Origin of the sequence: Streptomyces sp. NPDC097107 (genome assembly GCF_044762405.1) — a bacterium.
Taxonomy (GTDB): domain Bacteria; phylum Actinomycetota; class Actinomycetes; order Streptomycetales; family Streptomycetaceae; genus Streptomyces; species Streptomyces thinghirensis.
Map to the genome: position 1 here is coordinate 503,368 of NZ_JBIWEF010000003.1, position 25,139 is coordinate 528,506.

The window sequence follows — 25,139 nt, forward strand, 5'->3', positions numbered from 1 at the left end:
GACGCCCCGGTACTACGCCGTCCCGCGGAAGGTGTCGCGATACGCGCGCGGTGACACACCGAGGACCTCGCGGAAGTGCTGGCGCATCGCGGTCCCGGTACCGGAACCGGAACGGGCGGCGACGCGGTCGACCGGCTCGTCGCTGCGCTCCAGCAGCCGCCGGGCGTAGTCGAGGCGCTGCCGGCCGAGCCACTGCATGGGCGCCCCCCCCGGTCTCCTGCCGGAACCTCCGGTTGAGGGTCCGCACGCTCATCGCCGCCTGCCGGGCGAGTTCTTCGAGGTCGAGGGGCTCGCCCAGCCGCTGGAGCGCGTACGTACGGGCGGCGGCCGTCGAGCAGTCGTCCACCTGCTGGATCGGACGGTCGATGTACTGCGCCTGACCGCCCTCGCAATGGGGCGGCACCACGGTGCCGCGTGCCACCGTGTTCGCCACCTCCGCGCCCTGGTCGTCACGGATCATGTGCAGGCACAGATCGATCCCGGCGGCCACCCCGGCCGAGGTGAGGACGAACCGGTCGTCGGTGCAGAGCACGTCCGGATCGACGTCGACCTCCGAGCGCGACCGTCACGCCGCCGATGATGGCCTTCGTCGTCCTCGCCGCCCTCCTCGACCTCGCCACGGTGCCGCCCGTCATCGCACTGTGCCGTCGGTTCCACGGCGACGACAGCGCCATCGTCTTCGGCTGGACCAACGCTGTCCACCAGGTCGGCGCGGCACTGGCCGCCTTCCTCGGCGGCGCCCGGGACACCTGCGCCGGCTACGACCCCGGCTGGGTCGTCCTCGGCGCGGTGTGCGCCGTCGCGGCCCTCCCCGCCCTCACCGTCCGCCGTGCCGGGCCGCACCCGGCAGTGGCGCCGCCGCCGGGACGAAAAGCCCTGGCAACCCGTGGGACGCGATGCTGGGATGGCGTGATGCGGAGCGAGACGAAGACGCCAGTGGTCGTGGACCGGGGGCGGTACCAGGACGCGGTGACCCCCTGGGAGGACGAGGCCTGGCGGACCGCGGCCCTCGGCTGGGTGGCGGGCGAGCTGGCCGCCCGCGGCCTGCGGGCGACGGGGGAGCGGCGGGTACGGCTGCGGCCCTGGTCGGTCCTGGTGCGGCTGTCCGTCGAGGGGCGCGGCGCGGTCTGGTTCAAGGCGAATCCGCCGGCCAGCGCCTTCGAGGGGCCGTTGACCGAGGCGCTGGCCCGCTGGGTGCCGGAGCACGTACTGGAGCCGCTGGCGGTGGACACCGACCGCGGCTGGTCGCTGCTGCCCGACGGGGGACCACTCCTCCGGGACGTACTCGACCGGGAGCCGGCCGGCCCCGGCACCTGGGAGGAGCTGCTGCGCCGGTACGCCGCCATGCAGTACGCCCTGGTTCCGCGCGTCCGGGAGATCGAGCGGCTGGGTGTCCCCGGCGCGCCGGTCACCGCCCTGGCCGACGTCTTCGACCGGCTCGACCACACCTCGCTGCGGCCGGAGGAACGGGCAGGACTCCGGGAACTCCGCCCCCGCCTCGCGGAATGGTGCGCGGAACTCGCGGCCCTGGGCCTCCCGGACTCCCTCGACCACGCGGATCTGCACGACGGCCAGCTGTTCCACCCCGGACCGGGCAGGTTCACGTTCTTCGACTGGGGAGACGCCGTCGTCTCACACCCCTTCTGCAGCCTGCCGGTCCCCGCCCGCCGGGCCCGCGAGCGATACGGGCCGCACGTACTGCCGCGGCTGCGTGACGCCTACCTGGAGCCGTGGACGGGCGCGGGCCGGAGCACGGCGGAACTACGGCGTGCGGTGAGCCTCGCGTGGCGGCTGAGTGCCCTGAGCCGGGCCGGCGCCTACGGCAGGCTGTTCCCCGCCGCGAGCGGCGCCGCCGGTGCCGCGGTGGCCCGGGAGGGCGCCCGCTGCCTGCTGGAACTGCTCGACGAGCCGCCGGTCTAGGTGTTCTGTCCCGGGAGGTTGTGGACGGGCCCCGCGCGCCGTTGTCAGTGGCGGATGCGAGGCTGCGAGGCATGGATGAGGTGGAGTTCATGCGGGGCAGGGTCTACGGCGCCGACCACGACGATCCCGGGCCGCGGGCCGGACGCGTCTACGCCCAACTGGTGGGCGGCCCCCTGGACGGTCTGCTCCTGGACGTCACCGACCTCACCGAGCGGGAGCGCGGCCGGGGAGTGCCACTGGCGACGGAGATAGGCCGCTACGGCCCCGGCGGCCGCTCCGCGTACGGCCCGAGGACGGGCGACCCCCACCGCTTCGACTGGTGGGGCGACGTGCCCTGACGGCACGTCGGCCACCGTTCCTTGCCTCCTTCGATTGGCTTCCGGACGAATCCGCCGACCGGGCGGGGCCGGATTACCGACGTGAGAGACGAAGAGGAGAAACCGCGGAATCCGGGGACAGGCACACGGCTCGGGCTGGGTGCGCTGAGCGGTCTCCTCGCGGGCTGCGCCGCGCTCGCCGTCGCCGAACTGCTGGCGGCGGCGGTACGTCCACAGGCCGGCCGACGCTGAAGGCGCTGGGCAAGTGCCTGGACGTGTCCGGTGGCGGCAGCGCGGACGGTACGCGGATCCAGCTCTGGACGTGCAACGGCACGGCCGCGCATAAGTGGGCGGCCCAGCCGGACGGGACCGTGCGCAATCCGCAGTCGGGCAAGTGTCTGGACGCGTCGGGCGGCACCTGGAACGACGGGACGCCCGTCCACCTGTGGACCTGCCACACCGGCTCCAACCAGAAGTGGACCCTGCCCTGACGAGTGCCGCGAGGCGAGTGACACCGGCCGACCGGCCGCCCGGGAAACGGGCGGCCGGTCGGTGAGTCATGGCAGGGGCAAGTGTGTGGCAAGCGTTTTCCGTCCGATGACTTGACGTGTACGCGGCGTAATGAGTTCATGGGAGCGCTCCCACACCCTCGTTGTCCATCGTGTCCGCACTACTCAGCCATGGAGTCGCCGTGCGCACAGCAAGACGCGATACGCCGAAGAGCCTTCTGACCCGCCTGCTGACCGGACTGGCCGCCCTCATCGGCCTGGTCGTCGTCGGAGCCCTCTGCCCGGCCGTCGCACTGGCCCAGTCGCCCGGTGCCCAGGCCACCGGCCTGCACATCAGTGACGGCCGGCTGGTGGAAGGCAACGGCAACGACTTCGTCATGCGCGGGGTCAACCACGCCCACACCTGGTATCCCGGCGAGACCCAGTCACTGGCGGACGTCAAGGCGCTGGGCGCCAACACCGTCCGGGTCGTCCTCTCCGACGGCCACCGCTGGAGCGAGAACAGCCCCGAGGACGTGGCCGCCGTCGTCGACCAGTGCAAGGCGAACCGGCTGATCTGCGTGCTGGAGGTGCACGACACCACCGGCTACGGCGAGGACGCCGCCGCCGGCACGCTCGACCACGCCGCCGACTACTGGATCGGCCTGAAGGACGTGCTGGCCGGCGAAGAGGACTACGTCGTCGTCAACATCGGCAACGAGCCCTGGGGCAACACCGACCCCGCCGGCTGGACCGAGCCGACCATCGCGGCGATCGAGAAGCTGCGCGCCGCCGGCTTCCAGCACACGATCATGATCGACGCGCCCAACTGGGGCCAGGACTGGCAGGGGGTCATGCGGGCCAACGCCCAGTCCGTCCACGACGCCGACCCCAAGGGCAATCTGATCTTCTCGATCCACATGTACAGCGTCTACGACACCGCCCAGGAGATCACCGGCTACCTGCAGGCCTTCGTCGACGCCGGACTGCCCATCCTCATCGGCGAGTTCGGCGGCCCCGCCGACCAGTGGGGCGACCCGGACGAGGACACCATGATGGCCACCGCCGAACGACTCCGCCTGGGCTACCTGGCCTGGTCCTGGAGCGGCAACACCGACCCGGTCCTCGACCTCGCCCTCGACTTCGACCCCAGCCGGCTCAGCTCCTGGGGCGAGCGCATCTTCCACGGCGCCGACGGGATCGCCCGGACCTCGAAGGAGGCCACGGTCTTCGGCGGCGGCGCCCCGGACGACACCCAGGCCCCGACGGTGCCGGGCACCCCGGCGGCGTCCGCCGTCACCGACGACTCCGTCACCCTCGGCTGGACCGCCGCCACCGACAACGTGGGCGTCACCGGGTACGACGTCGTCCGGGTCGGCGGCGGCGCCGAGAGTGAGGTCGCGGCCTCCACCACCAACACCGCCACCGTGACGGGCCTCACCGCCGACACCACGTACACCTTCGCCGTCTACGCCCGCGACGCGGCGGGCAACCGCTCGGCCCGTTCCGCCACCGTGGACGTCACCACCGGCGAAGGCGGCAGCACCCCCGGCGCCGCGTGCTCCGTCGGATACCGCGTCGTGGGCGAGTGGCCGGGCGGCTTCCAGGGCGAGATCGCCGTCCGCAACACCGGCACCGCCCCCATCGGCCCGTGGACGCTCACCTTCGCCTTCGCCGACGGCCAGACGATCGCGAACATGTGGGGAGGCACCCCGGCCCAGAACGCCGGCGCGGTCAGCGTCGCCCCCGCCTCCTACACCACCACGATCCCCGCCGGCGGCACGGTCACCCTCGGGTTCACCGGCGAGAAGGGCAGCACCAACACCGCCCCGACCGGGTTCAGCCTGAACGGGACCGCCTGCGCCACGACGTGACCGCACGGCCCACCGCCCGGTGACCGCAGTCCGCCGACGGGCGGCACCGGGCGGCGGGCGCCGGGCGGACCCGGGGTGTGTGCGCCGGGGGCGTCACCACGACACCTCGCGGACGTTGGCCTGGCTCCGCGGCTGCGTCGTCGCGGTGATCTCCGACCGGTGACGGCTCGCCGAGAAGGTCACCGTCAGCGTCTGCGGCCCGCTCTGCTCCGTACTCACCGTGAAGCCCCGGTTCGGCACCGCCGAGACCAGGCACACCCCGCTGCCGCCGGACCGCACGGTCGCCTTGCCGCCCTCGGACGGCACCGTGTACACACCGGCCCCGCCCTCCTCGCAGCCCGGGTCGCCCCCGCCCGTCGGAGAGGGCGGGGGCGTGGTGCGGGCGGTGGGCGTCGGTGTCGGCCTCGGTTCGGGCGGCTTCTCGCTCGTACGGGACGGTGTCGGGCTGGGCTTCCGGCTGGTCGGCGACGGGCTGGGGGAGGGCTTCGCGGTCGTGGACGGTGCGGGCCGGGGGGACGCCGGGAGCTCCTTCGGCGCCGACTGCGCGACCGGCGCTGTCGGCCGGGTCGAACCCACCACGAAGTGGATCGTGATGATGACAGCCGTGACACTGGCTGCCGTGCAGGACAGCCAGATGATCAGATAGCGCAGGAGGCGGGACACGACACCATAGTGACGGACCGGCTAACGTGCCTGCCCATGGCCTCCGTACTTGTCGTCGAGGACGACCCCGTGATCCGGGCCGCGCTGATCGAGGTCCTGACCGGACACGGCTACGCGGTGAAGACCGCACACCAGGGTTTCGAGGCGTTGCGCGACATCACGCAGAGCCCGCCGGACATCGTGGTGCTCGACCTCGGGCTGCCCGACCTCGACGGGCTGGACGTGCTGCGGATGATCCGTGGCATCTCCCGCGTCCCGGTGCTGGTCGCCACCGCCCGCGACGACGACACGGAGATCATCCGGCTGCTCAACGCCGGGGCCGACGACTACATGGTCAAGCCCTTCTCCGGCGGGCAGCTCGCCGCCCGGCTCGCCGCCGTGCTGCGCCGCACCGTCCCCGCCGACGTCCGCGCCGCGCGGCGGCCCGTCGTCCAGGTCGCCGACCTGCGCATCGACCTCACCGGGCGCACCGCACACCTCGCCGGCACAGAACTGCCCCTCACCCGCCGCGAGTTCGACCTGCTCGCCTACCTGGCCGCCAACGCCGACCAGGTCATATCCAGGCAGCGGATACTCGCCGAGGTGTGGCAGCAGCCGTACGTGGAGGACCAGACGGTGGACGTCCACCTCTCCGCCCTCCGCCGCAAAATGGGGGAGAAGGCGCGAAAGCCCCGCTACCTCCACACCGTGCGCGGCATCGGCATCAAATTGGTCAGCTCGCCATGAGACGTGCCCTCGCCGGGATCGCCCTGGCCGTCACCTCCATGGTGGCGCTGTCGTTCCTCATCCCGCTCGCCCTCCTCGTCCGCGAACAGGCCCGGGACCGGGTCACCACCGCCGCCGAGCAGCGCGCCTCGGCCCTCTCCCCGGTGCTCGCCCTCACCACCCGGCGCGCCGACGTGCAGCAGGCCGTCGCCGAGCTGGGCTCCTCCGACCAGCTCGTCGTACGGCTGCCCGACGGCGGTTTCGTCGGCACTCCGCACGCACCCGAGGACGCGCTCGACCGGGCCGTGCGGGGGCGCGAGACGCTCGCCGTCGACACCGCTGACGGCTGGGTCTACCTCCAGCCCGTCGTCCTGCGGGGCGACCGGGTCGCGGTCGTGGAGGCCTACGTGCCCGCCGCGGACCTCACCAGGGGCGTGGCCGCGTCGTGGGGCGTGATGGCGCTGCTCGCGCTGGGCCTGGTCGGCGGCTCGGTGCTCGTCGCCGACCGGCTCGGCGCCCGCGTCGTCCGCTCCTCCCGCGGCCTCAAGCGGGCCTCGCTCGCCCTCGGCTCCGGCAACCTGGACGTACGGGTCGCACCGGACGGTCCGCCCGAGCTCCAGGAAGCCGGTGTGGCGTTCAACACCATGGCCGGCCGGGTCGTCGACCTGCTGGCCGTCGAACGCGAACTGGTCGCCGACCTCTCGCACCGGCTGCGCACCCCGCTGACCGCCCTCTACCTGGAGGCCGACCGGATGGGCGCGACACCGAGCGCCCGGCGGGTCACGGAAGCGGCCGGCCGGCTGGAGAGCGAGCTCGACTCGGTCATCGCGGCCGCGCGCACGCCCCTGGCCGCGGTGCGGCACGGCGGTGCGGGGGCGGGCCCGGCCAGACCGTGCGACGTCGCCGAGGTGGTCGCCATGCGCCTGGACTTCTGGTCGGTCCTCGCCACCCAGCAGGGCCGGCCGTACGAGCGCTCCCTGACCCCGCGCCCGGCGCCGGTCGCCTTCCCCGAGGACGACCTCGCGGCCGTCGTCGACGCCCTGATCGGAAACGTCTTCCGGCACACCCCGCAGGGCACCGCCTTCGCCGTCCGTGTGGAGCGGGCGGAGCGGCACGTGTTCCTCACGGTCGACGACGCGGGACCGGGCGTGGCCGACCCCGAGGCGGCGCTCACCCGGGGCGTCAGCGTCGGCGGCTCCACCGGCCTCGGCCTGGACATCGTGGCCCGGGCGGCCCGCGCGGCGGACGGCGAACTGACGATCACCCGCGCGCCACTGGGCGGCGCGCGGGTGCGGGTGTCGTTCGTGCTCGCCGGCGCGAGCGGCGCCGGCGGTGGGGTGCGGTGACGGGCGTCAGCGACTGGCGCCGAAGTTCTGGGTCCACCAGGGGCCGCCGTCGCCGAAGTGGACGCCGACGCCCAGCTCCTTGAAGGAGCAGTTGAGTATGTTCGCGCGGTGGCCGGGGCTGTTCATCCAGGAGTCCATCACCGAGGCGGCGTCCGCCTGGCCCCGGGCTATGTTCTCGCCCAGCGTGGACCACCGGTAACCGGCGGCCTCGACCCGGGTCGTCATCGTGGAGCCGTCGGGGCCCGTGTGGGACATCACACCGCTGTCCGCCATGACGTCGCTGTAGTCGTCGGCGGCCCGGGTCAGCCGGTCGTTCGCCGTGACCGGCGAGCAGCCCGCCGACGCCCGCTCCTCGTTCACGAGCGCGAGCACCTGCGCCTCGGGCCCGCCGCCCCCGCCGGATCCGGAGTCCGGCCCCGAGTCCGAACCCGCCCCGGTGCTGCCCGACCCCGTGTCGCCACCGCCCGCCGGCCGGTCGCCGCCGCTCTTCGCCGTCGTCCTGACGGGCGCCTTTGACGCGGGCTCGGCCGCCTTCGACGGGCTGCCGGCCGGGCTCGCCGTCTTCTTCGGCTTCTCCTTGGGCTTGGCGCTCCCGCTCGGCGAGCTGCTCGCCGTGGCGCTCGGGCTCGCCGACGCGGACGCCAGTGGTGCCGCGCCGCCCGCCGCGTCCTCGGCGCCCGGTGCCTCGCCGGCGGCGCTCGTGGCGACCCGGTCCGCGGCCGAGCCGTCCTCGCCCCCGGCGACGGCCAGCGTGATCCCGACACCCGCCGTCACGGTGACCGCGCCGAGCACCAGCGCGGTACCGCGGGTCCTGAGCCCGCCGCGCGGGCGGGCGTGGTTACGGGACGGGCGAGCGGCTCGGCGGGAACCCATACGCAGGACACCTCGGCTTGTCTGTCGGCTGACGGAGCCCCGTACCCGGTGGACGCGACCGCGCCCACCGGGACTGTGGGGGGTGTTCGAGAGCCTAGGGCGCGTCCGCGTGGAAACGGCCGTTCGAAGGTCTTCTTCAGAAAGCCCTAAAAGAGCCGCCAAAGTCCGCTGAGGAAGTGCGACCGTGCCGCCTCGACGTGCCCGGCCCCGTTACGCGCTCGCCCTCCGCCACCCTCAGCCCACCGCGGGGGCGCTTCAGCGTGAAGAGAGGACGTGGGTGTCCACAGGAGCCCCTCGAGTGCCCCCGATGCCCCGCCGTCCCCCCGTGCGGGGCGCTTGCCGCGCCGGGCGGCCGGACAGTCTGTCGGCGTGTGTCCGGCAGATCGCCGGTACACCGTCGGCGCACCTCCCGGAGGCCGGGTCCTCCCGTCCACCGCGGGCGCGCCGCGCACGGACAAGGAGGAACCGGACATGCCGTCCATCGCTGACGAACGACAGCTGCTCGACGAACTGCGGGAACTGCTGGCCGCGACGGTCGAGGACCTGGCCGTGGAGGAGATCGGACCGGACTCCTCCCTGAAGGACGACCTGGGCGTCGACTCGCTGGCCATGCTGGAACTTGTCGCCGCGATCGAGGACCGCTGGCAGATCGAGGTGCCGCAGGAGCAGGCGGACCGGCTCACGACCGTACGGCAGATCGCCGCCCACCTCGCCGAAGCCGTCGCCGCCCCCGCGGGCGGCAGCGCGTGAGCCCACGACGCGCGGCCGACCCGGCCCGCGAGGAGCGCGCCGCCGTCATCACCGGGCTCGGGCTGACGACCGCGCTGGGCGGCGACGTCCCCTCCACCTGGCGGGCCCTGCTGGACGGCGGGTGCGGCGTCGAACGCGTCGACTTCGGGACGCCGGAAGGCCCGGAGCAGACCTATCTCGCGGCCCGGGCGGCGGTCGATCCCGGGACGGTCCTGTCCTCCGCCAAGGCGGCGCACTGCGACCGCTCGGCGCAGTTCGCCCTCGTCGCCGCGAGGGAGGCCGTCCGCGACGCCGGTTTCCCGGAGGCGTCGTCACCCGCCGCGGGCGGCTCACGGGTGGCCGTGGTCGTCGGGGTGGGGCTGGGCAGCCTGACCAGCGTCCTGGAGCAGAACCGCCGCCTGGAGACCCGGGGCGCCAGACGGGTGAGCCCGCGCACCATCCCGGTCATGCTGCCCAACCACCCGGCCGCCGAAGTGGGGCTGATGGTGGGCGCCAAGGCCGGAGTCCACGCCCCGGTCAGTGCCTGCGCCTCCGGCGCCGAGGCTTTGGCCCAGGCCCTCGGCCTGATCCGGGAGGGCCGCGCCGACATCGTGGTCGCGGGCGGCACCGAGGCGGCGCTGCACCCGCTCGCCCTGGCCGGGTTCGCGCGGTTGCAGGCTCTCTCCCGGCGCCTGGACGACCCCAAGGGGGCGTCCAGGCCCTTCGACGCCGACCGGGACGGTTTCGTGATGGGCGAGGGCGCCGGCATGCTCGTCGTCGAGAGCGCCGAGCACGCCGCCGCCCGCGGGGCCCGCGTCCACGGCCGGCTGACCGGCGCGGGCATCACCAACGACAGCCACCACGTGGCCCAGCCCGCGCCCGGCGGAACGGGCTGCGCGGCCGCCGTGGACGCCGCGCTGCGCGATGCCGGGCTCCTCCCGGAGCAGGTCCAGCACATCAATGCCCACGCCACCTCGACGCCGCTCGGCGACCTCGGTGAGGCACAGGCGCTGCACAAGGTCTTCGCCGGGGTGCTGGGCGACGTGGCGGTCAGCGCGACCAAGGCCGCGTTCGGGCACACGCTGGGGGCCGCCGGTGCCATCGAGGCCGTCCTCACCGTGCTCGCCCTGCGGGACAGAACCGCACCGCCCGCGTGCAGCCTCGAACGTGTGGACCCCGAGATCGACCTGAACGTCGTGGGCCGCAGCCCGGCGGCACTGCCCTCCGGGCCCCTGGCGGCGGTCACTACGAGCATGGGTTTCGGCGGGCACAACGTCGCGCTCGCCTTCGCCGGCGCCTCATGAGACGCGCGGCCCCGGCCCCCGCCGGCGGCACACCGCGCACCGTGCTGATGTGCCCCGGCCAGGGGGCCTACCTCCCGGGCGCGCTGCGCCACCTGCGCGACGTCCCGTCCGTCTCAGGGGCGCTGCGGAGGGTGGATGCCCACAGCACCGCACTCGGCGGCACCGGGACGCCCGTCGTCCGCCTCCTCACGGATGTCGGGGCGCCCGACCCCGACCAGCTCCTGCTCGCCGACCCGCTCGCCTTCGACCTGGCCACCTACGCGGCGGTGGTCGCCTCCGCGACCGTCCTGCTCGACCTCGCGACACCGCCCGTCCACGCGGTCCTCGGCCACAGCGTGGGAGACCTCGCGGCGCTCACCGTGGCCGGAGCCATCACCCTGGAACAGGGCGTCCGACTGCTGCACGTCCGCGACCGGCTGCTGCGGGACGCCGCGCTGCCGGCGGCCGGCCTGCTGGCCACCGACATGAACGCCGGCCAGGCTGCGGACCTGCTGCGCACCGCCGGCCTGCCGCAGGTACGGATCGCTGCCCACAACGCCCCCGCCCAGACCGTCCTCGCCGGCCCCGAGGACCAGTTGGCCGCCGCTCGGCGAACCGCCCGGGAACTCGGCCATCGCACCACCGGGCTGACCAGCCGCACCGCCTACCACCACCCACTGCTCGCCGACGTCCACCGGGCCTTCCGCCGCCTCCTGCGGGCACAGCCCGTCGCGCCGCCCACGCTCGCCGTGTACACCGCCACCGACGCCCGCCCCGCACGCACCCCGGCCCAGCTGCGCACCGCCGCGGCCGCCCACCTCACCGAGCCCGTGGCCTTCCACCACACCCTGCGCGCGATGCGCCTCGCAGGCTTCACCACCTACCTCGACAGCGGCCCCCGGGCCCTGCTGAGCACCCTGGCCAAGGCCGGCCTGCCGGGCTGCACCACAGCCGCCCCCGCCCGTACACCGGCCGACGCCGAGCGCATCCGCCACCGCCTCACCGCGGCCCTGCGGTGACGAGGAGCCGTTCCGTCCGGGTCCCGCGGCCGTATCGGGGTAGGCGGAGGGGATCCGAAGGAGGAGTGCACATGACGACGTATGTCATCTCGGTGCCGGGGACGTTCACCGGCGCGGTCCAGGACGCCACGAAGGACGAGCTCGCCCGGGCGCTGCGTCCCGCGGATCCGCACCGCACCCACCTGGGAGACGAGGAGGACCTCGACGCCCTCTCGGTCAACGAGGACGGCACCTTCACCATCCGCCTCACCGTCGAGGCGGACACCGCCGCCCACGCGGAGGGCCGTGCCCGGGAGGTCGCGGACTCCGCCCTGCGCGCGGCCGGCCTGGACGGCGGCAGCGCGCCGCTCGGACCCACCGTGGTCACCGGAATCGACTCCGACATCTGACCCGACCGCGACCTCACACGGCGGGGTACGGGCCGGTGAGTGGCCCGGCTCACATGGCGTACCGGAGGCGGCGCCGACACCATGGTCTCGTCACCCGGCAGGCTGAAGGGATCAACAATGTTCCGCAAGGTGCTGGTCGCCAACCGCGGTGAGATCGCGATCCGGGCGTTCCGCGCGGGCTACGAGCTCGGCGCGCGCACCGTCGCCGTCTTCCCGCACGAGGACCGCAACTCGCTGCACCGACTGAAGGCCGACGAGGCCTACGAGATCGGGGAGCCGGGACATCCGGTGCGCGCGTATCTCTCCGTGGAGGAGATCGTCCGCGCGGCACGCCGGGCGGGAGCCGACGCCGTCTATCCGGGCTACGGATTCCTGTCCGAGAACCCCGAACTGGCCCGCGCGTGCGAAGAGGCCGGCATCACGTTCGTCGGACCGAGCGCCCGGATCCTCGAACTGACCGGCAACAAGGCCCGGGCCGTCGCCGCCGCCCGCGAGGCGGGCGTGCCCGTCCTCGGCTCCTCCGCGCCCTCCGACGACGTGGACGAACTCGTCCGCGCCGCCGACGACGTCGGCTTCCCCGTGTTCGTCAAGGCGGTCGCGGGCGGCGGCGGTCGCGGCATGCGCCGCGTCGAGGAACCCGCCCAGCTGCGCGAGGCCATCGAGGCCGCGTCCCGGGAGGCGGCCTCCGCCTTCGGCGACTCCACGGTGTTCCTGGAGAAGGCCGTCGTCGAACCCCGCCACATCGAGGTCCAGATCCTCGCCGACGGCCAGGGCGACGTCATCCACCTCTTCGAGCGGGACTGCTCGGTGCAGCGCCGCCACCAGAAGGTCATCGAACTCGCCCCCGCGCCCAACCTCGATCCGGCCCTGCGCGAGCGGATCTGCGCCGACGCCGTGAACTTCGCCCGGCAGATCGGCTACCGCAACGCCGGCACCGTGGAGTTCCTCGTCGACCGCGACGGCAACCACGTCTTCATCGAGATGAACCCGCGCATCCAGGTCGAGCACACGGTCACCGAAGAGGTCACCGACGTCGACCTCGTCCAGTCCCAGCTGCGCATCGCCGCCGGTGAGACGCTGGCCGAGCTGGGGCTCGCCCAGGAGAACATCACCCTGCGCGGCGCCGCTCTCCAGTGCCGCATCACCACCGAGGACCCGGCCAACGGCTTCCGCCCGGACACCGGGCAGATCAGCGCCTACCGCTCGCCCGGCGGCTCGGGCATCCGCCTCGACGGCGGCACCACCCACGCCGGTACGGAGATCAGCGCCCACTTCGACTCGATGCTGGTCAAACTCTCCTGCCGGGGCCGGGACTTCGCCACCGCGGTGGGCCGCGCCCGGCGTGCCGTGGCCGAGTTCCGCATCCGCGGCGTCGCCACCAACATCCCCTTCCTCCAGGCGGTGCTGGACGACCCCGACTTCCAGGCGGGCCAGGTCACCACGTCCTTCATCGAGCAGCGCCCGCACCTGCTCACCTCCCGCCACTCCGCCGACCGCGGCACGAAGCTGCTGACCTACCTCGCCGACGTCACGGTGAACAAGCCGCACGGCGAGCGGCCCGAACTCGTCGATCCGCTGACCAAGCTGCCGCCGCTCGCCGCCGGTGAACCCCCGGCCGGCTCCCGGCAGCGGCTCACCGAACTCGGCCCGGAGGGCTTCGCCCGCCGGCTGCGCGAGTCGCCCTCCATCGGCGTCACCGACACCACGTTCCGCGACGCCCACCAGTCGCTGCTCGCCACCCGGGTCCGCACCAAGGACATGCTCGCCGTCGCCCCGCAGGTCGCGCACTCCCTGCCCCAGCTGCTGTCCCTCGAGTGCTGGGGCGGAGCCACCTATGACGTCGCCCTGCGCTTCCTCGCCGAGGACCCGTGGGAGCGGCTGGCCGCCCTGCGCGAGGCCGTGCCCAACATCTGCCTCCAGATGCTGCTGCGCGGCCGCAACACCGTGGGCTACACCCCGTACCCGACCGAGGTGACCGACGCCTTCGTCCAGGAGGCCGCGGCCACCGGCATCGACATCTTCCGCATCTTCGACGCCCTCAACGACGTCGACCAGATGCGGCCCGCCATCGACGCCGTACGGCAGACCGGCACCTCCGTCGCCGAAGTGGCCCTGTGCTACACCGCCGACCTGTCCGACCCGTCCGAGCGGCTCTACACGCTCGACTACTACCTGCGGCTCGCCGAGAGGATCGTGGCCGCCGGCGCCCACGTCCTGGCCGTCAAGGACATGGCCGGCCTGCTGCGGGCACCGGCCGCGGCGACCCTGGTGTCCGCGCTGCGCCGCGAGTTCGACCTGCCGGTGCACCTGCACACCCACGACACCACGGGCGGCCAGCTCGCCACCTACCTCGCCGCGATCCAGGCCGGCGCCGACGCCGTCGACGGGGCCGTGGCGTCCATGGCGGGCACCACCTCGCAGCCGTCACTGTCGGCGATCGTCGCCGCGACCGACCACACCGAGCGGCCCACCGGCCTCGACCTCCAGGCCGTCGGCGACCTGGAGCCGTACTGGGAGAGCGTCCGCAAGGTCTACGCCCCCTTCGAGGCGGGCCTGGCCTCGCCGACCGGCCGTGTCTACCACCACGAGATCCCCGGCGGGCAGCTCTCCAACCTGCGCACCCAGGCCATCGCGCTCGGCCTCGGCGACCGCTTCGAGGACATCGAGGCGATGTACGCCGCAGCCGACCGGATGCTGGGCCGCCTGGTGAAGGTCACGCCCTCCTCCAAGGTGGTCGGCGACCTGGCGCTGCACCTGGTGGGCGCCGGTGTCTCCCCGGCGGACTTCGAGGCGGACCCCGACCGGTTCGACATCCCCGACTCCGTCATCGGCTTCCTCCGCGGCGAGCTGGGCACCCCGCCCGGGGGCTGGCCCGAGCCGTTCCGCAGCAAGGCGCTGCGGGGCCGCGCCGAGGCCAGGCCGGTGGCGGAGCTGAGCGGGGACGAGCGCACCGGGTTGGCCAAGGACCGCCGGGCCACCCTCAACCGGCTGCTGTTCCCCGGACCGGCCCGCGAGTTCGACACCCACCGCAACACCTTCGGCGACACCAGCGTCCTGGACAGCAAGGACTTCTTCTACGGGCTGCGCCCCGGCAGGGAGTACACGGTCGACCTCGACCCCGGGGTCCGTCTGCTCATCGAACTGCAGGCGGTCGGCGACGCCGACGAACGCGGCATGCGCACCGTGATGTCCTCCCTGAACGGCCAGCTCCGCCCGATCCAGGTCCGCGACCGCTCGGCGGCCTCCGACGTCCCCGTCACGGAAAAGGCCGACCGGTCGAACCCCGGCCACGTCGCGGCACCCTTCGCGGGCGTGGTGACCCTCGCCGTCGCCGAGGGCGACGAGGTCGAGGCCGGTGCCACGGTGGCCACCATCGAGGCGATGAAGATGGAGGCCACGATCACCGCACCGAAGTCCGGCACGGTGAACAGGCTCGCCATCAACCGCGTCCAGCAGGTCGAGGGGGGAGACCTCCTCGTCCAGCTCGGCTGAGACGGACGGCGGCCACGGCCCGACGCAGGGCCGTGGCCGCCGCCGACGTCACGCCTCCTTGGGCGCCGCCTGCTGCACCACCTCGAAGGACCACAGCGTGGACCCGCTCGCCGCGGGCTTGGGGCGCTCCGCACCCTCCGCGCCGCCACCGCCCTGGTGCGCGGCCTTCATGGGCCCCTCCATCCAGGCCTGGAAGGACTCCTCGTCGCGCCAGCGCGTGTAGACGAGGTAGTCGTCGGTGCCCTCCACGGGCCGCAGGAGTTCGAACCACTCGAACCCGTCGGAGCTCTCCACGGCATGGGCCCGCGAGGCGAAGCGCTTCTCCAGCGTCTCTCGCTGCTCGGCGGGAACGGTCAGTACGTTGATCTTGACTACGCTCATGGTCCCATCCTGCCGCATGCCGCGGTCAGCAGGGATCGCGCCAGACCCCGAGCTCCGGTCGCTTCAGCATCGAGGACAGCCCGAGCCGGCGTGACTCGGGGCAGAAGCCACGGGTCGGCTCGCTGTACTCCACGTGGAAGACCGCCTTGCCGGCCTCGACGAACGGCCTGAGCCGCGCGCACTCGCCGTACTCGGCGCACTGCTCGTTGACCGCGAAGTCGAAGTCGTCCACCAGCTGCGGGATCTGCGGCAGGTCGTTCTTGAGGCCCACCGCCAGGCCGCGTTCGTGGGCGATCTCGGCGATCACGCGGTTGTACGCCAACTGGTCCCGGGCGGTGAGCGGGAAGCCCGTCTCGTCGGCGTATCCCTCCACCAGGTCGGGTTCCACCGCGTCGAACCCCTTGTCCCGGCACATGTCGAAACGCCGCTCCATGATCGGCCGGAGGACGGAGATCCGGCGGATGTCGAGCCAGCGTTCGCCATGCCAGCCGTTGGGCTCGCCCAGCACCGCGCGGGGAAACGCGTCCCGGTCGGGCCGGAAGTCCTCCCAGGCCCCCACGTTGACGTAGCAGATCACCTTGCGGCCGGCGCGGTGCAGCCGGTCCACGTCGGCCGCGTCGTTCTCGAAGCCGTCGATGTCGTAGACCGGTACATCGGCCGACGGGTCGACCTTCCCGTCGAGCTGCCACTGCCAGGCCAGCCCGGGCCGGGGCTGCCACACGGCGGTGGCGGACGGGTCCGGCGTCGGTGTGCCGTCCGTGCCCGAACACCCGGCCACCACCGCGAGGATGAACGCCGCCGGCAGCGCGGCGCACGCCCGTACCCACCTCCTCATCGCTCCACCCCGGTCAGTACGGGGGTCAGGCGGGCCCACGGGTTGGGCGGTTCCCCCGTGACGGGCCCGGACACCGCGGCGCCGCGTTCGCGGGCGGTCCGTACGGCGAGCGGGGCGAGCGCCTCGGGCACCCCGTACACCAGGTGGCAGAAGCGCTCGGGCGGGTGCCTTCGCGTCCAGTCCGGCCGGCTGAACGCGGACACGTAAGCCGACCAGGACCCGTCGAAGGTGACGACGAGATCGGCGAGACGCGCGTAACCCGGCGCCGGGTGGACCCCCGGGTTCAGCACGAGCGTGGTCGAGCCCTGCCGGCGCAGACCACGCACCAGCGCCCGGTAGGCGGGCAGTTCGGTCGCGGCCGAACTCACCCGGTCGAGGAAGCACCCGTCCGCCGCGTACCACTCCCGGTGCCGGCGGGCGTCCTCGGCGACGTCGGCCGCCGAACGCGTGCCGTAGTCCGTGTCGACGTAGCCCAGCAGACGGGCGCCCGCCGCCCGCAGCGCGCCGGCCGCCGCGGCGAAGGCGGGATCGGGCGCACGGCCCGGACCGTTCGCGGGGTTGATGACGACCCCGTACGTGCGGTCGGCCGCCGTGATGAGCCGGTGCCAGGAGCCCGGGTCCTCGGCCGGATGGACGTACAGCGGGATCAGCAGGCTCACGACGGGCGGTCGCCTTCCGGGACGAGGGACGGGGGACGGGCGCCGGCCGACCAGAGCGCGGCCAGTGACTCGTCGAGCGAGTACGTGGGCCGCCAGCCGAGCGCGGCCCGGGCGGCGGCGATGTCGGAGCACTGCCAGGAAACCCGGTCCGAACGGGCGGAACCGGCGCCCTCTTCCTCGATCCGGCCGCAAAAGCCCGCGGTGTCCGCGAGCGTCCGCACCAGCCGGCGCACCGGGACGGCCTCGCCGCCGCCGATGTTGAGCACGCGCGGCAACGGCGCGGTCGCGGTGACCGCCCGTTCGACCGCCCGCGCGACGTCCCGGACGTCCACGAAGTCCCGGTACGCCGACAGGTCGCCCAGCCGGAGCACCGCGTCCGGCGCCGTGCCCGCCGTACGCAGCAGCCCGCCGACCCTGCCGGGCAGGCCGGAGGACGGTGCGCCGGGCCCCACCGGGTTGCCGACCCGCAGGACCACCGCGTCCAGCCCGGAGGTGGCGACGGTGACGGTGCCGGCCAGCTTGGTGGCGCCGTAGGCGGTGAGGGGCCGGGTGGCCGCCGACTCCGGCACCCTGACCCGCTCGGCCCCCGGCCCGTACTCGGCGGCCGAACCCAGGTGGACCAGACGGGCCGCGGGACGGGCCCGGCGCAGCGCCGCGCAGAGCACGGCGGGACCGCGGGCGTTGAGCTCGGCGAGTGTCACCGGATCGCCGCCGGTCGCGCCCGCGCAGTTGACGACGGTGTCGACGGCCGCCGACGCCAGAGCTTCGGCCAGCCGGTCGACCGGGTCGGTGGCGAGGTCGACGCGTACGTCGGCGGCCGCGGAGCGGCCGCCGCCGAGGACCCGTGCGCCGGACAGGGCGCCCAGCCGCTCGGCGACGTGGGCGCCCAGATATCCGGTGAAGCCCAGGACGAGGATGCGCATGTGGTGCTCAGGCTCCCTTGAGCAGCAGGGACTTGCGGCTGGTGAACTCGGCGTTGGCCCGGTCGTAGTCGTCGGGGCGGCCGATGTCGAGCCAGTAGCCGTCGAAGTCGTAGGCGTGCGGCGGGTCGTCGGCGCGCAGCAGGTCGAGGACCAACTCGTCGAAGCCCAGGGGTAGTCCGGCCGTGTAGCCGTCGAGTGTGGCGCGGGTCAGTCCGTACACCCCCATGGAGACGTGGTAGTCCATGCTGGGCTTCTCGGTGAAGGCGACGACCCTGCTCGCGTCGGTGGTCAGTACACCGAAGTCGATGTGCACCTTCCTGGCGTACGTGGCGATGGTCAGCGGGGCGCCGGACGTGCTGTGCCGGCGCAGGACGTCGGCGTAGTCGAGGTCGGTGAGGATGTCACCGTTCATGACCAGGAAGTGCTCCGGCAGCCGCTCACGCATGGTGAGCAGCGGGCCCATGGTCCCCAGGGGGCTCTCCTCGGTGGCGTAGTCGACGGTCAGGCCCCACTGCGACCCGTCGCCGACGTAGGCGCGGATGATCTCGCCGAGGTGGCCTATGGCGATCGTGCAGCCGGTGAACCCGGCCGAGGCGAGCTGGCGCAGGACGATCTCCAGGATGGCGTGCTGGTCGCCGATGGGCACGAGCGGCTTGGGCAGGGTGGTCGTGTAGGGCCGCAGCCGGACGCCCTTGCCTCCGGCCAGGATCACTGCGTGCATGAGGTTCCCCCTCGGTTCACGTGCCGGGCGTGGTCAGATGTTGTAGATGCCGGTCTTGTAGCGGGCGAGGTTGGCCGGGTCGCGGAAGAACTCCACCGTGTGCGCGAGGCCTTGCTCCAGGTCGTGGCCGGGGCTCCAGCCGGTCGCCTCCCGCAGCCGGCTCGCGTCGGCGACCAGCCGCATCACCTCCGAGTTCGCGGGCCGCAGACGCTGCGCGTCCTCCCGTACGTCCAGGTCGGTGTCCATCACCTTGCCGATGAGCGCCACCAGGTCGCCGACGGAGATCTCGCCGCCGGTTCCGGCGTTGAAGGTATGGCCCACGACCCGCTCGGCGGGCGCGGTGCCGACCGCCAGGAACGCCTGCGCGGTGTCCTTGACGAAGGTGAAGTCCCGGGTGGGACGCAGGTCCCCGAGGGTGATGGTCCGTTCGCCGGCGGCCACCTGACCGATGACGGTCGGGATCACCGCCCGCATGGACTGCCGGGGACCGTAGGTGTTGAAGGGCCGCAGCGTCACCACCGGCGTGTCGAAACTGGCGTGGTAGCTGTCCGCCAGCCGGTCCCCGCCCGCCTTGGACGCGGCGTACGGCGACTGGGTGTTGATGGGATGGTCCTCGGTGATCGGCACGGTCCGCGCGGTGCCGTACGTCTCACTGGTGGAGGTGTGCACCAGCCGGGGCGTGCCCTGGGCACGGACCGCCTCCAGCACGTTCAGCGTGCCGGTGACATTGGTGTCCACGTAGCTGTGCGGTGCCCGGTAGGAGTACGGGATGGCGATGAGGGCGGCCAGATGGTAGACGCAGTCGGCGCCCTCGACGAGGTGCCGGACCGAACCGGGGTCACGGACGTCGCCGAGAACGATCTCGACCTGATCGAGGACCTCCGGGGAGAGGGTCTCCAGCCAGCCGTAGGAGGAGAAGGAGTTGTACTGCGCCATGGCTCTCACCCGGTGCCCGGAGGCGACGAGCGCCTTGGTGAGGTGGGAGCCGATGAATCCCTCGGCTCCGGTGACGGCGGCGAGCGGTGTGGCGGTCACGCGGGGGTCCTTCCGGTCGATGGGTCGATACGTCGATGGATCGGCGAGTGGGACTACGGATCGGCGGGTCGACGGATCGGTGGGTCGCGATGCGCGGGGAGCGGCCCGTGCGGGCCGGCGGTGGGTACGGCCGTCCGGCCGCGGCGTCAGGCATGGGCCGCCGGCCGGCCCAGCAGCCGCAGCACGCACACCGTGAGACAGAGCGCGGCGGCGCCGCAGCACAGCGGCAGGGCGATCGCCGGGCCCGGTGGCAGCCCGGCCAGGGCGACCGAGCCGGCGCCGGCGGCCGCCGCGAGACACAGGGCGGCCGCGGGCCAGGCCACGCCGAACGCCTGGAGCAGCAGGGACGTCCACAGGGCCGCCGCGAGCAGCAGCAGCGTGACGGGGTCGGCATCGACGAGCAGGGCCGCGGGCACCAGCGGACCGAGGTACACCAGCAGGCAGCCCGCGAGCACGGCGGCCGAGCGCAGCCGGAATCCCGCCGGGGTGCCGGTGGCCCGCAACGCCGCCACCGACAGCCCGCGGTAGCGGTACAGCAGCCACTCCGCCGGACCCATGCTCAGGGTCAGCACGATCACCGCCCACGGGTGATCGCGGCCCGCCAGGAACACCAGCGTCCCGGCGGCCAGTCCGAACAGGCCGTACGGCAGCGAGCGCAGGGGGTGCGGACGGGCGGCGTCCGCTACGGGCGCGGTCGCGAGGGCGCCACGCAGCGCCCAGCCGGCAGCGGCGGCCGCGCCCATGAGCGACAGCAGCGGCAGCCCCGCCCGCAGAACGGCCCCGGGCTCCCACCACGGCAGCGCCGCCGCGCCGGCGATCACCGGCGTGAGGGCCGCCAGCAGCAGCCGCTCCCGGCCCAGAACGAGCAGCACACCGGCCGCCGCGAGGTATCCGGACTGCGCCGTCACCGCCAACGCCGCAGCGCCGGACCCGGCGACCGACACTCCGGCCGCGGTCGCCGCGAGGGCGCTCACCGGTGCCCCCTTGAGGAGAGTGCGTCCCGCCTCCCACCGCCCGGTCGCCAGCCGGAGATAGGCCCGGTGGCCCAGTGCCTGGTTCCAGGCCCAGGAGAGGAGCCCCGCCACCACCAGGGCCCGCACCGCGCCGTCCTCGGTCAACAGGCGGCCCGCGAGCGCGTAGGCGAGACCGGGAAGCGCGAACAGCGCGCCCCGCAGCGCGCACCGCACGTGGTCCGGCCGCCAGGGGTCGGCGGGGCGCGGAGGGTCCGGGAAGGTTCGCGGTATGCGCTCGTACAGCGCCGTGGCGAGGGAGAACAGGTCACGGTGCCCGTACCGTTCCCGGATCACCTCGCCGGTCAGCCCCTCGGACTCCAGCAGTGCGGCCACCTCGTAGGGGTGGACTGCGGGCGCGATGCGGTGGGCCAGTTCGGCGGCCAGCGCGTCGACCGCGTCGTGCCGGGCGCCGTGCCCGGGGCGCACCAGGGCGAGCGTGTGCCGGTCGGGCGCGCGCAGGGTGAGTGTGCGGTCGTCGGCGAGGCGCAGCGCCAGCGTGTCCTGCTCCGCGCCGCCGGGTTCCAGGGCCATGGGCCCGCTCATCCGGTCGCACTCCTCACCGGCGTGGCGCCCGCCGTCGCGAAGGTGGCCACTTCCGTGGCCGTGGCGCGTGCGGTCGTACCGCCGAATTCGGGAAGCTCCAGGTATATGGACCGGAAGGTGTCGATGGTCTGCCGGAGTGTGAACTGCTCGATCACCCTGAGCCGGGCCGCCTCGCCCATCGCCCGGCGGCGCGTGGCGTCGCCCAGCAGCTCCAGTGCCGCGGCGGCCATGGCGGCCGGATCACGCGGCGGCACCACGAGACCGGAGTCGCCGACGGCCTCGCGTACGCCTCCCACGTCCGTGGAGACGGTCGCCCGGCCGCACGACATGGCCTCGATCAGGGTGAAGGGGAACCCCTCGCTGATGCTGGAGAGCATCACGACGTTCCCGGCGGCGTACGCGTCCTTGATGTCCTCGACCCGGCCCTCGAAGGTGACCGCGTCACCGTGCCCGAGTTCCGCCGCCAGCGCCTCGCAGCGCTCCCGGTAGGCCTCGCCGCCGCGCGGTGTGCCGCCGAACAACCGCAGCCGGGCGGCGGGCAGTTCGGCCCGGACGAGGGCGAAGGCGCGGATCAGGGTCTCCAGGTCCTTGATCGGATCGACCCGTCCGGCCCAGCTGAGTACGGGGTCCGCGGGCTCGGGACCGGCGGGCGGGAACGCTGCCGGGTCCACGCCGTTGTAGACCGTGCGTATGGATTCCGGGGCCGCACCGCCCTGCTCCTCCCACAGCCGGTTGTAGCGGTTGCCCGGGGTGATCAGTGCGGCCCGGCGGTAGGTCTCCTCGGCCAGCAGCCGGAAGAAGCCCAAAAGGAGTGCCTTCACCGGCCACCGGTAGGGGGCGGTGCGGTAGCCGAGGTAGCGCTCCCGCAGGTAGACGCCGTGTTCGGTCAGCAGCAACGGCACGCCGTGCCGGTCCAGTCCGGCCAGGCCGGGCAGGACCGCGACACCGCCGCTGACCGCGTGCGCCACGCCGTCCTCCGGGCACGGAGCGGCCAGCGGACGCAGGGCGTGTTCCAGCAGCGCGGTCGCGGTCACCGCGTCGTGCAGGGTGGGCCGGGCCTCGCGCACGGCCAGTCCCGGCCGGTTCCAGACCGCGGTCAGGATGGCGATCGCCCGGTCCCCGCGCAGGAACGGACTGAGCCGGCCGTCCGCGGCGGCCCGCGCGAGCCGGTACAGGGCGGGGCCGAACCCGTCCTCGGCGCGCGGGTCGAGCAACGCGGTCACGAACCGCTCGTAGGCGTCGGCGAGCCGGTCGCGCTGCCGCCCGCGAGGCGGACGCCCTTGCGGCGCGGGCCCCCACATGGGGACGGAGACGACCCGGGAGACGTGCCCGGGGATGTCCCAGGCGAGCGGTTCGCGCCCGGTGCCGGTGACGGCGATGACGTCGAAGTCGAGGTCGGGCATGCCGGTGACGAGTTGGTCGCACCAGACGCTCACGCCGCCGTGGCTGTGCGGGTAGGTGCCTTCGGTGAGCAGGGTGACGCGCGCCGCGCCGGAGCGTCGCGCGCCGTGGGAAACGTGCATGGATGTGCTCCACGGCCGAGGTGTGGGCTGATCGTGCGGGCTGACCGGACCTGCGGTGGCGGTGCGTGCGGCGCTCAGCGCTCCGCGCCGTACGGCACCGGCTCGGTCACGCCGGCCGGTACGCGGGTGCGGGGCGCGGTGGGTGACGCGGCTGCCGTGTCGCCGGATCCGGCGACGGCGGAGGGCGCGGCGGCGGACGACGGCAGGGTGAGGGAGAGCGGCCCGCCGGCCGTCGGGGTCCAGCCGGACAGCGCGCCGGCGTAGGCGTCCCCGAAGCCCGTGCCCCCGTGCAGGGTGCCCGCGGGCATCGTCGCCGTCACGGCCACGCCGTCCGGTGCCTGGACGGTCACGGTGTCGCCGATGCGGTGGCCGGTGACCTGCCCGGCGTCGACCGCGTCCCGCCAGGCGGCGCGGCGCCGCATCTCGACGCCGACGTCCTCCATACGGAGGTTCACCACGGGGGCGCTGTCGGCGAACAGGGCGTCGTAGCCCTCCAGTACGCCGTCGAGAACGGGGTAGGCGATGCGGTCCTCGGCGAGGTTCGACTGGTGGATGAAGTGCGGCTTGGGGTCGTTGGACAGGACGTGGCCGAGCGCGATGCGCGTCTCCAGCGGCACGATGTGGCCGGCGTAGCCCGTGGCGGTGTCCAGCGGGGCGGCCAGGCAGGTGGAGGTGGCGGGATTGTCCTCGCAGATGCCGCTGCCGCCCTGGGCGCGGCTGGTGTAGATCCAGTTGTACTCGTCGACCTGCTCGGCCGCCCGCCCGGCGTTGTAGAAGACGTTCATCGGATAGCGGGAGACGGTCGTGGCGCTGCCGACCTGCCGCTGGACGGGGTCGCGGGAGTTGTCCGAGGCGAGCCAGGCGATGCCGTTGTCCGCGAGGGCCGGTCCCAGGTTCGGGTTGTCCTCGGGCTGCTGCGGGGTCACCCTCAGCCCCGAGTGCTCGCCGGTCACCAACTCGTCTTCTTCCAGCGGGAGTCCGGCCAGCTCGCCCCAGACTCGGTTGGTGGCGATCTCGTCAACGATCTCGTTCCGGCTCATCCACTGGGTGCTGCCGTCGGGGTTGGTGGCGCACTTCCACGGGACGACGCTGACGTCTTGCCGGCAGCCGAGGAAGGCGTGCGTGTAGGTGTGGTTGATCCAGCGGAACCGGTCCCGGTCGGCGATCAGCTTGTCCGCGAGCGGGTCGGCACCGCCGTTGTCCTGGCGGTGGTCGACGCTGCCGGAGCCGTTGTAGGCCAGGTCGAGCGTGAAGTCGCGGCTTTCCTGCCAGGCGGTGGCGTGGGCGACGTCGGCCGGGACCATGCGGATGGGGTTCGGCGTGCCCTCGCCCGGCGGGCAGTCCACGTCGCCGGGCGTGCAGTTGAGTTCGGTGTCCCAGCGGTCGTCGGCCGCGAAGACGTCGTCGACGTGCACGGCGAAGTAGTTGCGGTCGGCGCCGAGGTGGACGCCGTCGGTCATCCACTCCACGATGCCCCGGGCGAGCAGCCGGAACTGCTGCTGGTGCTGGTTGTAGACGAACGTGACGACGAGTTCGCGCCGCCCGTCGTGCCGGTACTCGCCCACCAGGGAGCCCTTCGTCGCCCGCCCGGGTATCGCAGCCTGGACGTACGGCACGAAGTCGGCGCCCGGTGCGGGTGTCGAGAGGTAGGCGTAGGACTCGCCCACGGTGGGGGAGTTGTCCTCGAAGGGGACGGCGCCCTCCAGGTACCCGAAGGGGCCGGCCAGCCCGGCCGGCGTCACCTCCGCGCGGACGCCGTCGACGCTGCCGGCGTACCCGGTGCCGACGGCGTACTGGAGCCCGACCTCGGGGCGCGCGTAGGTGTAGGCGTCGACCTGCGGGATCGCGTACGTCTGCTCGTAGGAGGCGAGGGCCGCCATCTCGGCGGAGTTCGCCGGGAAGGGGTTGTCGTTGGGCAGGACGACGGACTGGAACCTGGCCCGCGGTCGTCCGTCCACGGTGTCCGCCAGGAAGCCGGCGTCGATCACGGGCCGGCCGGCGTCCTGGAGGTCCACCTCCGTATACGGCGTGCCCGCGGTCTCCAGTTCGGCGGCGATGGCGTCGGTGGCCGGTCCTCCGTCGCTGACGACCAGCACGCGCAGGTCGATGCGCGGGGCCGGAGCGTCGGCGTGGACCGGGCCGGCCGGTAGGCCGAGCGACGCGATCAGCGCGCCCACTGCGAGCGCCGTTGTGCGAATGGTCCGCTTCATGCGGTGTGATTCCCTCCCCCGGGCAGGGGCGGGGCACGCTCCTACGGGAGCACGCCCACCCCGTGACCACGCCGTCGCCCCCCTGAGACGCCGGTCGTCGACGTTTCCGTCGCGTCACATAGTGAGGCGCGTGTGGAGCTTTTGTGTGCCTGCTGCGAAACTTGACGGAAAAGCGTATGTGTCCATTTACCCGGAACG

Annotated in this window: 23 protein-coding genes and 2 pseudogenes; 13 read left to right on the forward strand and 12 right to left on the reverse strand. The window is 73.6% G+C overall.

The window, feature by feature from the left end; all coding sequences use genetic code 11:
* Positions 1-12: 12 nt before the first annotated feature.
* Positions 13-553, reverse strand: a pseudogene (locus ACIQ1J_RS09575) (GlxA family transcriptional regulator); the annotation flags it as partial.
* A gap of 359 nt (positions 554-912) precedes the next feature.
* On the opposite strand from ACIQ1J_RS09575, the gene ACIQ1J_RS09580 reads away from it, so the two are divergent.
* The 5 genes and pseudogenes from ACIQ1J_RS09580 to ACIQ1J_RS09600 all read left to right on the forward strand — a co-directional run bounded on the left by ACIQ1J_RS09580 (position 913) and on the right by ACIQ1J_RS09600 (position 4,599).
* Complete coding sequence (locus ACIQ1J_RS09580) at positions 913-1,920, forward strand: phosphotransferase (RefSeq protein ID WP_403555821.1); 1,008 nt, start codon at positions 913-915, stop codon at positions 1,918-1,920.
* Between the two features lie 71 nt (positions 1,921-1,991).
* The gene (locus tag ACIQ1J_RS09585; RefSeq protein ID WP_403555590.1) at positions 1,992-2,258 is read left to right on the forward strand and encodes a hypothetical protein; all 267 of its coding nucleotides are present in this window, start codon (positions 1,992-1,994) and stop codon (positions 2,256-2,258) included.
* Between the two features lie 81 nt (positions 2,259-2,339).
* Positions 2,340-2,489: a hypothetical protein gene (locus ACIQ1J_RS09590; protein WP_403555831.1), complete on the forward strand. Its 150-nt coding sequence runs from the start codon at positions 2,340-2,342 to the stop codon at positions 2,487-2,489.
* Positions 2,483-2,728, forward strand: a pseudogene (locus ACIQ1J_RS09595) (RICIN domain-containing protein); the annotation flags it as partial. The gene ACIQ1J_RS09590 and the pseudogene ACIQ1J_RS09595, both read left to right, overlap by 7 nt.
* 200 nt (positions 2,729-2,928) lie before the next feature.
* Complete coding sequence (locus ACIQ1J_RS09600; RefSeq protein WP_403555592.1) at positions 2,929-4,599, forward strand: cellulase family glycosylhydrolase; 1,671 nt, start codon at positions 2,929-2,931, stop codon at positions 4,597-4,599.
* Positions 4,600-4,692: 93 nt separating this feature from the next.
* Here ACIQ1J_RS09600 and ACIQ1J_RS09605 read toward each other — a convergent pair whose 3' ends face one another.
* Positions 4,693-4,914 carry a hypothetical protein gene (locus tag ACIQ1J_RS09605; RefSeq protein WP_403555594.1) on the reverse strand — a complete coding sequence of 74 codons (222 nt, stop codon included), beginning with the start codon at positions 4,912-4,914 and terminating at the stop codon, positions 4,693-4,695.
* Here ACIQ1J_RS09605 and ACIQ1J_RS09610 point away from each other — a divergent pair.
* Genes ACIQ1J_RS09610 through ACIQ1J_RS09620 form a run of 3 tightly spaced genes read left to right on the forward strand, consistent with a single transcriptional unit; the run spans position 4,907 to position 7,313 of the window.
* Positions 4,907-5,245 carry a hypothetical protein gene (locus ACIQ1J_RS09610; protein ID WP_403555596.1) on the forward strand — a complete coding sequence of 113 codons (339 nt, stop codon included), beginning with the start codon at positions 4,907-4,909 and terminating at the stop codon, positions 5,243-5,245. The two genes, ACIQ1J_RS09605 and ACIQ1J_RS09610, sit on opposite strands and share 8 nt — an antisense overlap.
* A 53-nt stretch (positions 5,246-5,298) precedes the next feature.
* On the forward strand, positions 5,299-5,988 hold the full coding sequence (locus ACIQ1J_RS09615) for a response regulator transcription factor (protein WP_403555598.1): 690 nt from the start codon (positions 5,299-5,301) through the stop codon (positions 5,986-5,988).
* On the forward strand, positions 5,985-7,313 hold the full coding sequence (locus tag ACIQ1J_RS09620; RefSeq protein WP_403555600.1) for an ATP-binding protein: 1,329 nt from the start codon (positions 5,985-5,987) through the stop codon (positions 7,311-7,313). The genes ACIQ1J_RS09615 and ACIQ1J_RS09620 overlap by 4 nt, the downstream gene beginning before the upstream one ends.
* Positions 7,314-7,319: 6 nt before the next feature.
* Here ACIQ1J_RS09620 and ACIQ1J_RS09625 read toward each other — a convergent pair whose 3' ends face one another.
* The gene (locus ACIQ1J_RS09625) at positions 7,320-8,186 is read right to left on the reverse strand and encodes a CAP domain-containing protein (RefSeq protein ID WP_403555602.1); all 867 of its coding nucleotides are present in this window, start codon (positions 8,184-8,186) and stop codon (positions 7,320-7,322) included.
* 471 nt (positions 8,187-8,657) lie between these two features.
* Here ACIQ1J_RS09625 and ACIQ1J_RS09630 point away from each other — a divergent pair, with 471 nt between their 5' ends.
* The 5 genes from ACIQ1J_RS09630 (at position 8,658) to ACIQ1J_RS09650 (ending at position 15,098) form a co-directional block, all read left to right on the forward strand.
* Complete coding sequence (locus ACIQ1J_RS09630) at positions 8,658-8,936, forward strand: acyl carrier protein (protein ID WP_210958373.1); 279 nt, start codon at positions 8,658-8,660, stop codon at positions 8,934-8,936.
* Complete coding sequence (locus ACIQ1J_RS09635) at positions 8,933-10,219, forward strand: beta-ketoacyl-[acyl-carrier-protein] synthase family protein (protein WP_403555605.1); 1,287 nt, start codon at positions 8,933-8,935, stop codon at positions 10,217-10,219. Before ACIQ1J_RS09630 ends, ACIQ1J_RS09635 begins: the two co-directional genes overlap by 4 nt.
* Positions 10,216-11,217 (forward strand): ACP S-malonyltransferase, encoded by a 1,002-nt coding sequence (locus ACIQ1J_RS09640; protein ID WP_403555607.1) that lies wholly within the window; start codon positions 10,216-10,218, stop codon positions 11,215-11,217. The genes ACIQ1J_RS09635 and ACIQ1J_RS09640 overlap by 4 nt, the downstream gene beginning before the upstream one ends.
* A 71-nt stretch (positions 11,218-11,288) precedes the next feature.
* The gene (locus ACIQ1J_RS09645; protein WP_403555608.1) at positions 11,289-11,606 is read left to right on the forward strand and encodes a hypothetical protein; all 318 of its coding nucleotides are present in this window, start codon (positions 11,289-11,291) and stop codon (positions 11,604-11,606) included.
* A gap of 117 nt (positions 11,607-11,723) precedes the next feature.
* Entirely contained in the window at positions 11,724-15,098 is a 3,375-nt protein-coding gene (locus ACIQ1J_RS09650) for a pyruvate carboxylase (protein WP_403555610.1), read from the forward strand.
* Positions 15,099-15,146: 48 nt separating this feature from the next.
* Here ACIQ1J_RS09650 and ACIQ1J_RS09655 read toward each other — a convergent pair whose 3' ends face one another.
* The 9 genes from ACIQ1J_RS09655 to ACIQ1J_RS09695 all read right to left on the reverse strand — a co-directional run bounded on the left by ACIQ1J_RS09655 (position 15,147) and on the right by ACIQ1J_RS09695 (position 24,941).
* Complete coding sequence (locus tag ACIQ1J_RS09655) at positions 15,147-15,479, reverse strand: antibiotic biosynthesis monooxygenase (protein WP_121745334.1); 333 nt, start codon at positions 15,477-15,479, stop codon at positions 15,147-15,149.
* Positions 15,480-15,504: 25 nt separating this feature from the next.
* A complete protein-coding gene (locus ACIQ1J_RS09660) occupies positions 15,505-16,314 on the reverse strand; it encodes an endo alpha-1,4 polygalactosaminidase (protein WP_403555613.1) in 810 nt (269 codons plus the stop codon).
* Positions 16,311-16,973 (reverse strand): spherulation-specific family 4 protein, encoded by a 663-nt coding sequence (locus ACIQ1J_RS09665; protein ID WP_403555615.1) that lies wholly within the window; start codon positions 16,971-16,973, stop codon positions 16,311-16,313. The genes ACIQ1J_RS09660 and ACIQ1J_RS09665 overlap by 4 nt, the downstream gene beginning before the upstream one ends.
* A complete protein-coding gene (locus ACIQ1J_RS09670; protein ID WP_403555617.1) occupies positions 16,970-17,896 on the reverse strand; it encodes an NAD-dependent epimerase/dehydratase family protein in 927 nt (308 codons plus the stop codon). Before ACIQ1J_RS09670 ends, ACIQ1J_RS09665 begins: the two co-directional genes overlap by 4 nt.
* A 7-nt stretch (positions 17,897-17,903) precedes the next feature.
* Entirely contained in the window at positions 17,904-18,617 is a 714-nt protein-coding gene (locus ACIQ1J_RS09675) for an NDP-sugar synthase (protein WP_403555619.1), read from the reverse strand.
* Between the two features lie 33 nt (positions 18,618-18,650).
* Positions 18,651-19,652, reverse strand: coding sequence for an SDR family NAD(P)-dependent oxidoreductase (locus ACIQ1J_RS09680; protein ID WP_403555621.1), 1,002 nt, complete (start codon positions 19,650-19,652; stop codon positions 18,651-18,653).
* A 146-nt stretch (positions 19,653-19,798) separates the two neighbouring features.
* Positions 19,799-21,208, reverse strand: a complete 1,410-nt coding sequence (locus ACIQ1J_RS09685; RefSeq protein ID WP_403555623.1) for a hypothetical protein — start codon at positions 21,206-21,208, stop codon at positions 19,799-19,801.
* The gene (gene pelF / locus ACIQ1J_RS09690) at positions 21,205-22,731 is read right to left on the reverse strand and encodes a GT4 family glycosyltransferase PelF (protein ID WP_403555625.1); all 1,527 of its coding nucleotides are present in this window, start codon (positions 22,729-22,731) and stop codon (positions 21,205-21,207) included. The genes ACIQ1J_RS09685 and pelF overlap by 4 nt, the downstream gene beginning before the upstream one ends.
* Before the next feature lie 74 nt (positions 22,732-22,805).
* Positions 22,806-24,941, reverse strand: a complete 2,136-nt coding sequence (locus ACIQ1J_RS09695) for a hypothetical protein (RefSeq protein WP_403555627.1) — start codon at positions 24,939-24,941, stop codon at positions 22,806-22,808.
* Positions 24,942-25,139: the final 198 nt, after the last annotated feature.

Excerpts from the sequence above, each read along its gene's own strand:
- ACIQ1J_RS09580 (WP_403555821.1), top strand. The coding sequence starts at position 913 with ATGCGGAGCGAGACGAAGACGCCAGTGGTCGTGGACCGGGGGCGGTAC.
- ACIQ1J_RS09670 (WP_403555617.1), bottom strand. The coding sequence starts at position 17,896 with ATGCGCATCCTCGTCCTGGGCTTCACCGGATATCTGGGCGCCCACGTC.
- ACIQ1J_RS09620 (WP_403555600.1), top strand. The coding sequence starts at position 5,985 with ATGAGACGTGCCCTCGCCGGGATCGCCCTGGCCGTCACCTCCATGGTG.
- ACIQ1J_RS09645 (WP_403555608.1), top strand. The coding sequence starts at position 11,289 with ATGACGACGTATGTCATCTCGGTGCCGGGGACGTTCACCGGCGCGGTC.
- ACIQ1J_RS09630 (WP_210958373.1), top strand. The coding sequence starts at position 8,658 with ATGCCGTCCATCGCTGACGAACGACAGCTGCTCGACGAACTGCGGGAA.
- ACIQ1J_RS09695 (WP_403555627.1), bottom strand. The coding sequence starts at position 24,941 with ATGAAGCGGACCATTCGCACAACGGCGCTCGCAGTGGGCGCGCTGATC.
- ACIQ1J_RS09615 (WP_403555598.1), top strand. The coding sequence starts at position 5,299 with ATGGCCTCCGTACTTGTCGTCGAGGACGACCCCGTGATCCGGGCCGCG.
- ACIQ1J_RS09585 (WP_403555590.1), top strand. The coding sequence starts at position 1,992 with ATGGATGAGGTGGAGTTCATGCGGGGCAGGGTCTACGGCGCCGACCAC.
- ACIQ1J_RS09685 (WP_403555623.1), bottom strand. The coding sequence starts at position 21,208 with ATGAGCGGGCCCATGGCCCTGGAACCCGGCGGCGCGGAGCAGGACACG.
- ACIQ1J_RS09660 (WP_403555613.1), bottom strand. The coding sequence starts at position 16,314 with ATGAGGAGGTGGGTACGGGCGTGCGCCGCGCTGCCGGCGGCGTTCATC.
- ACIQ1J_RS09640 (WP_403555607.1), top strand. The coding sequence starts at position 10,216 with ATGAGACGCGCGGCCCCGGCCCCCGCCGGCGGCACACCGCGCACCGTG.
- ACIQ1J_RS09650 (WP_403555610.1), top strand. The coding sequence starts at position 11,724 with ATGTTCCGCAAGGTGCTGGTCGCCAACCGCGGTGAGATCGCGATCCGG.
- pelF (WP_403555625.1), bottom strand. The coding sequence starts at position 22,731 with ATGCACGTTTCCCACGGCGCGCGACGCTCCGGCGCGGCGCGCGTCACC.
- ACIQ1J_RS09675 (WP_403555619.1), bottom strand. The coding sequence starts at position 18,617 with ATGCACGCAGTGATCCTGGCCGGAGGCAAGGGCGTCCGGCTGCGGCCC.
- ACIQ1J_RS09655 (WP_121745334.1), bottom strand. The coding sequence starts at position 15,479 with ATGAGCGTAGTCAAGATCAACGTACTGACCGTTCCCGCCGAGCAGCGA.
- ACIQ1J_RS09625 (WP_403555602.1), bottom strand. The coding sequence starts at position 8,186 with ATGGGTTCCCGCCGAGCCGCTCGCCCGTCCCGTAACCACGCCCGCCCG.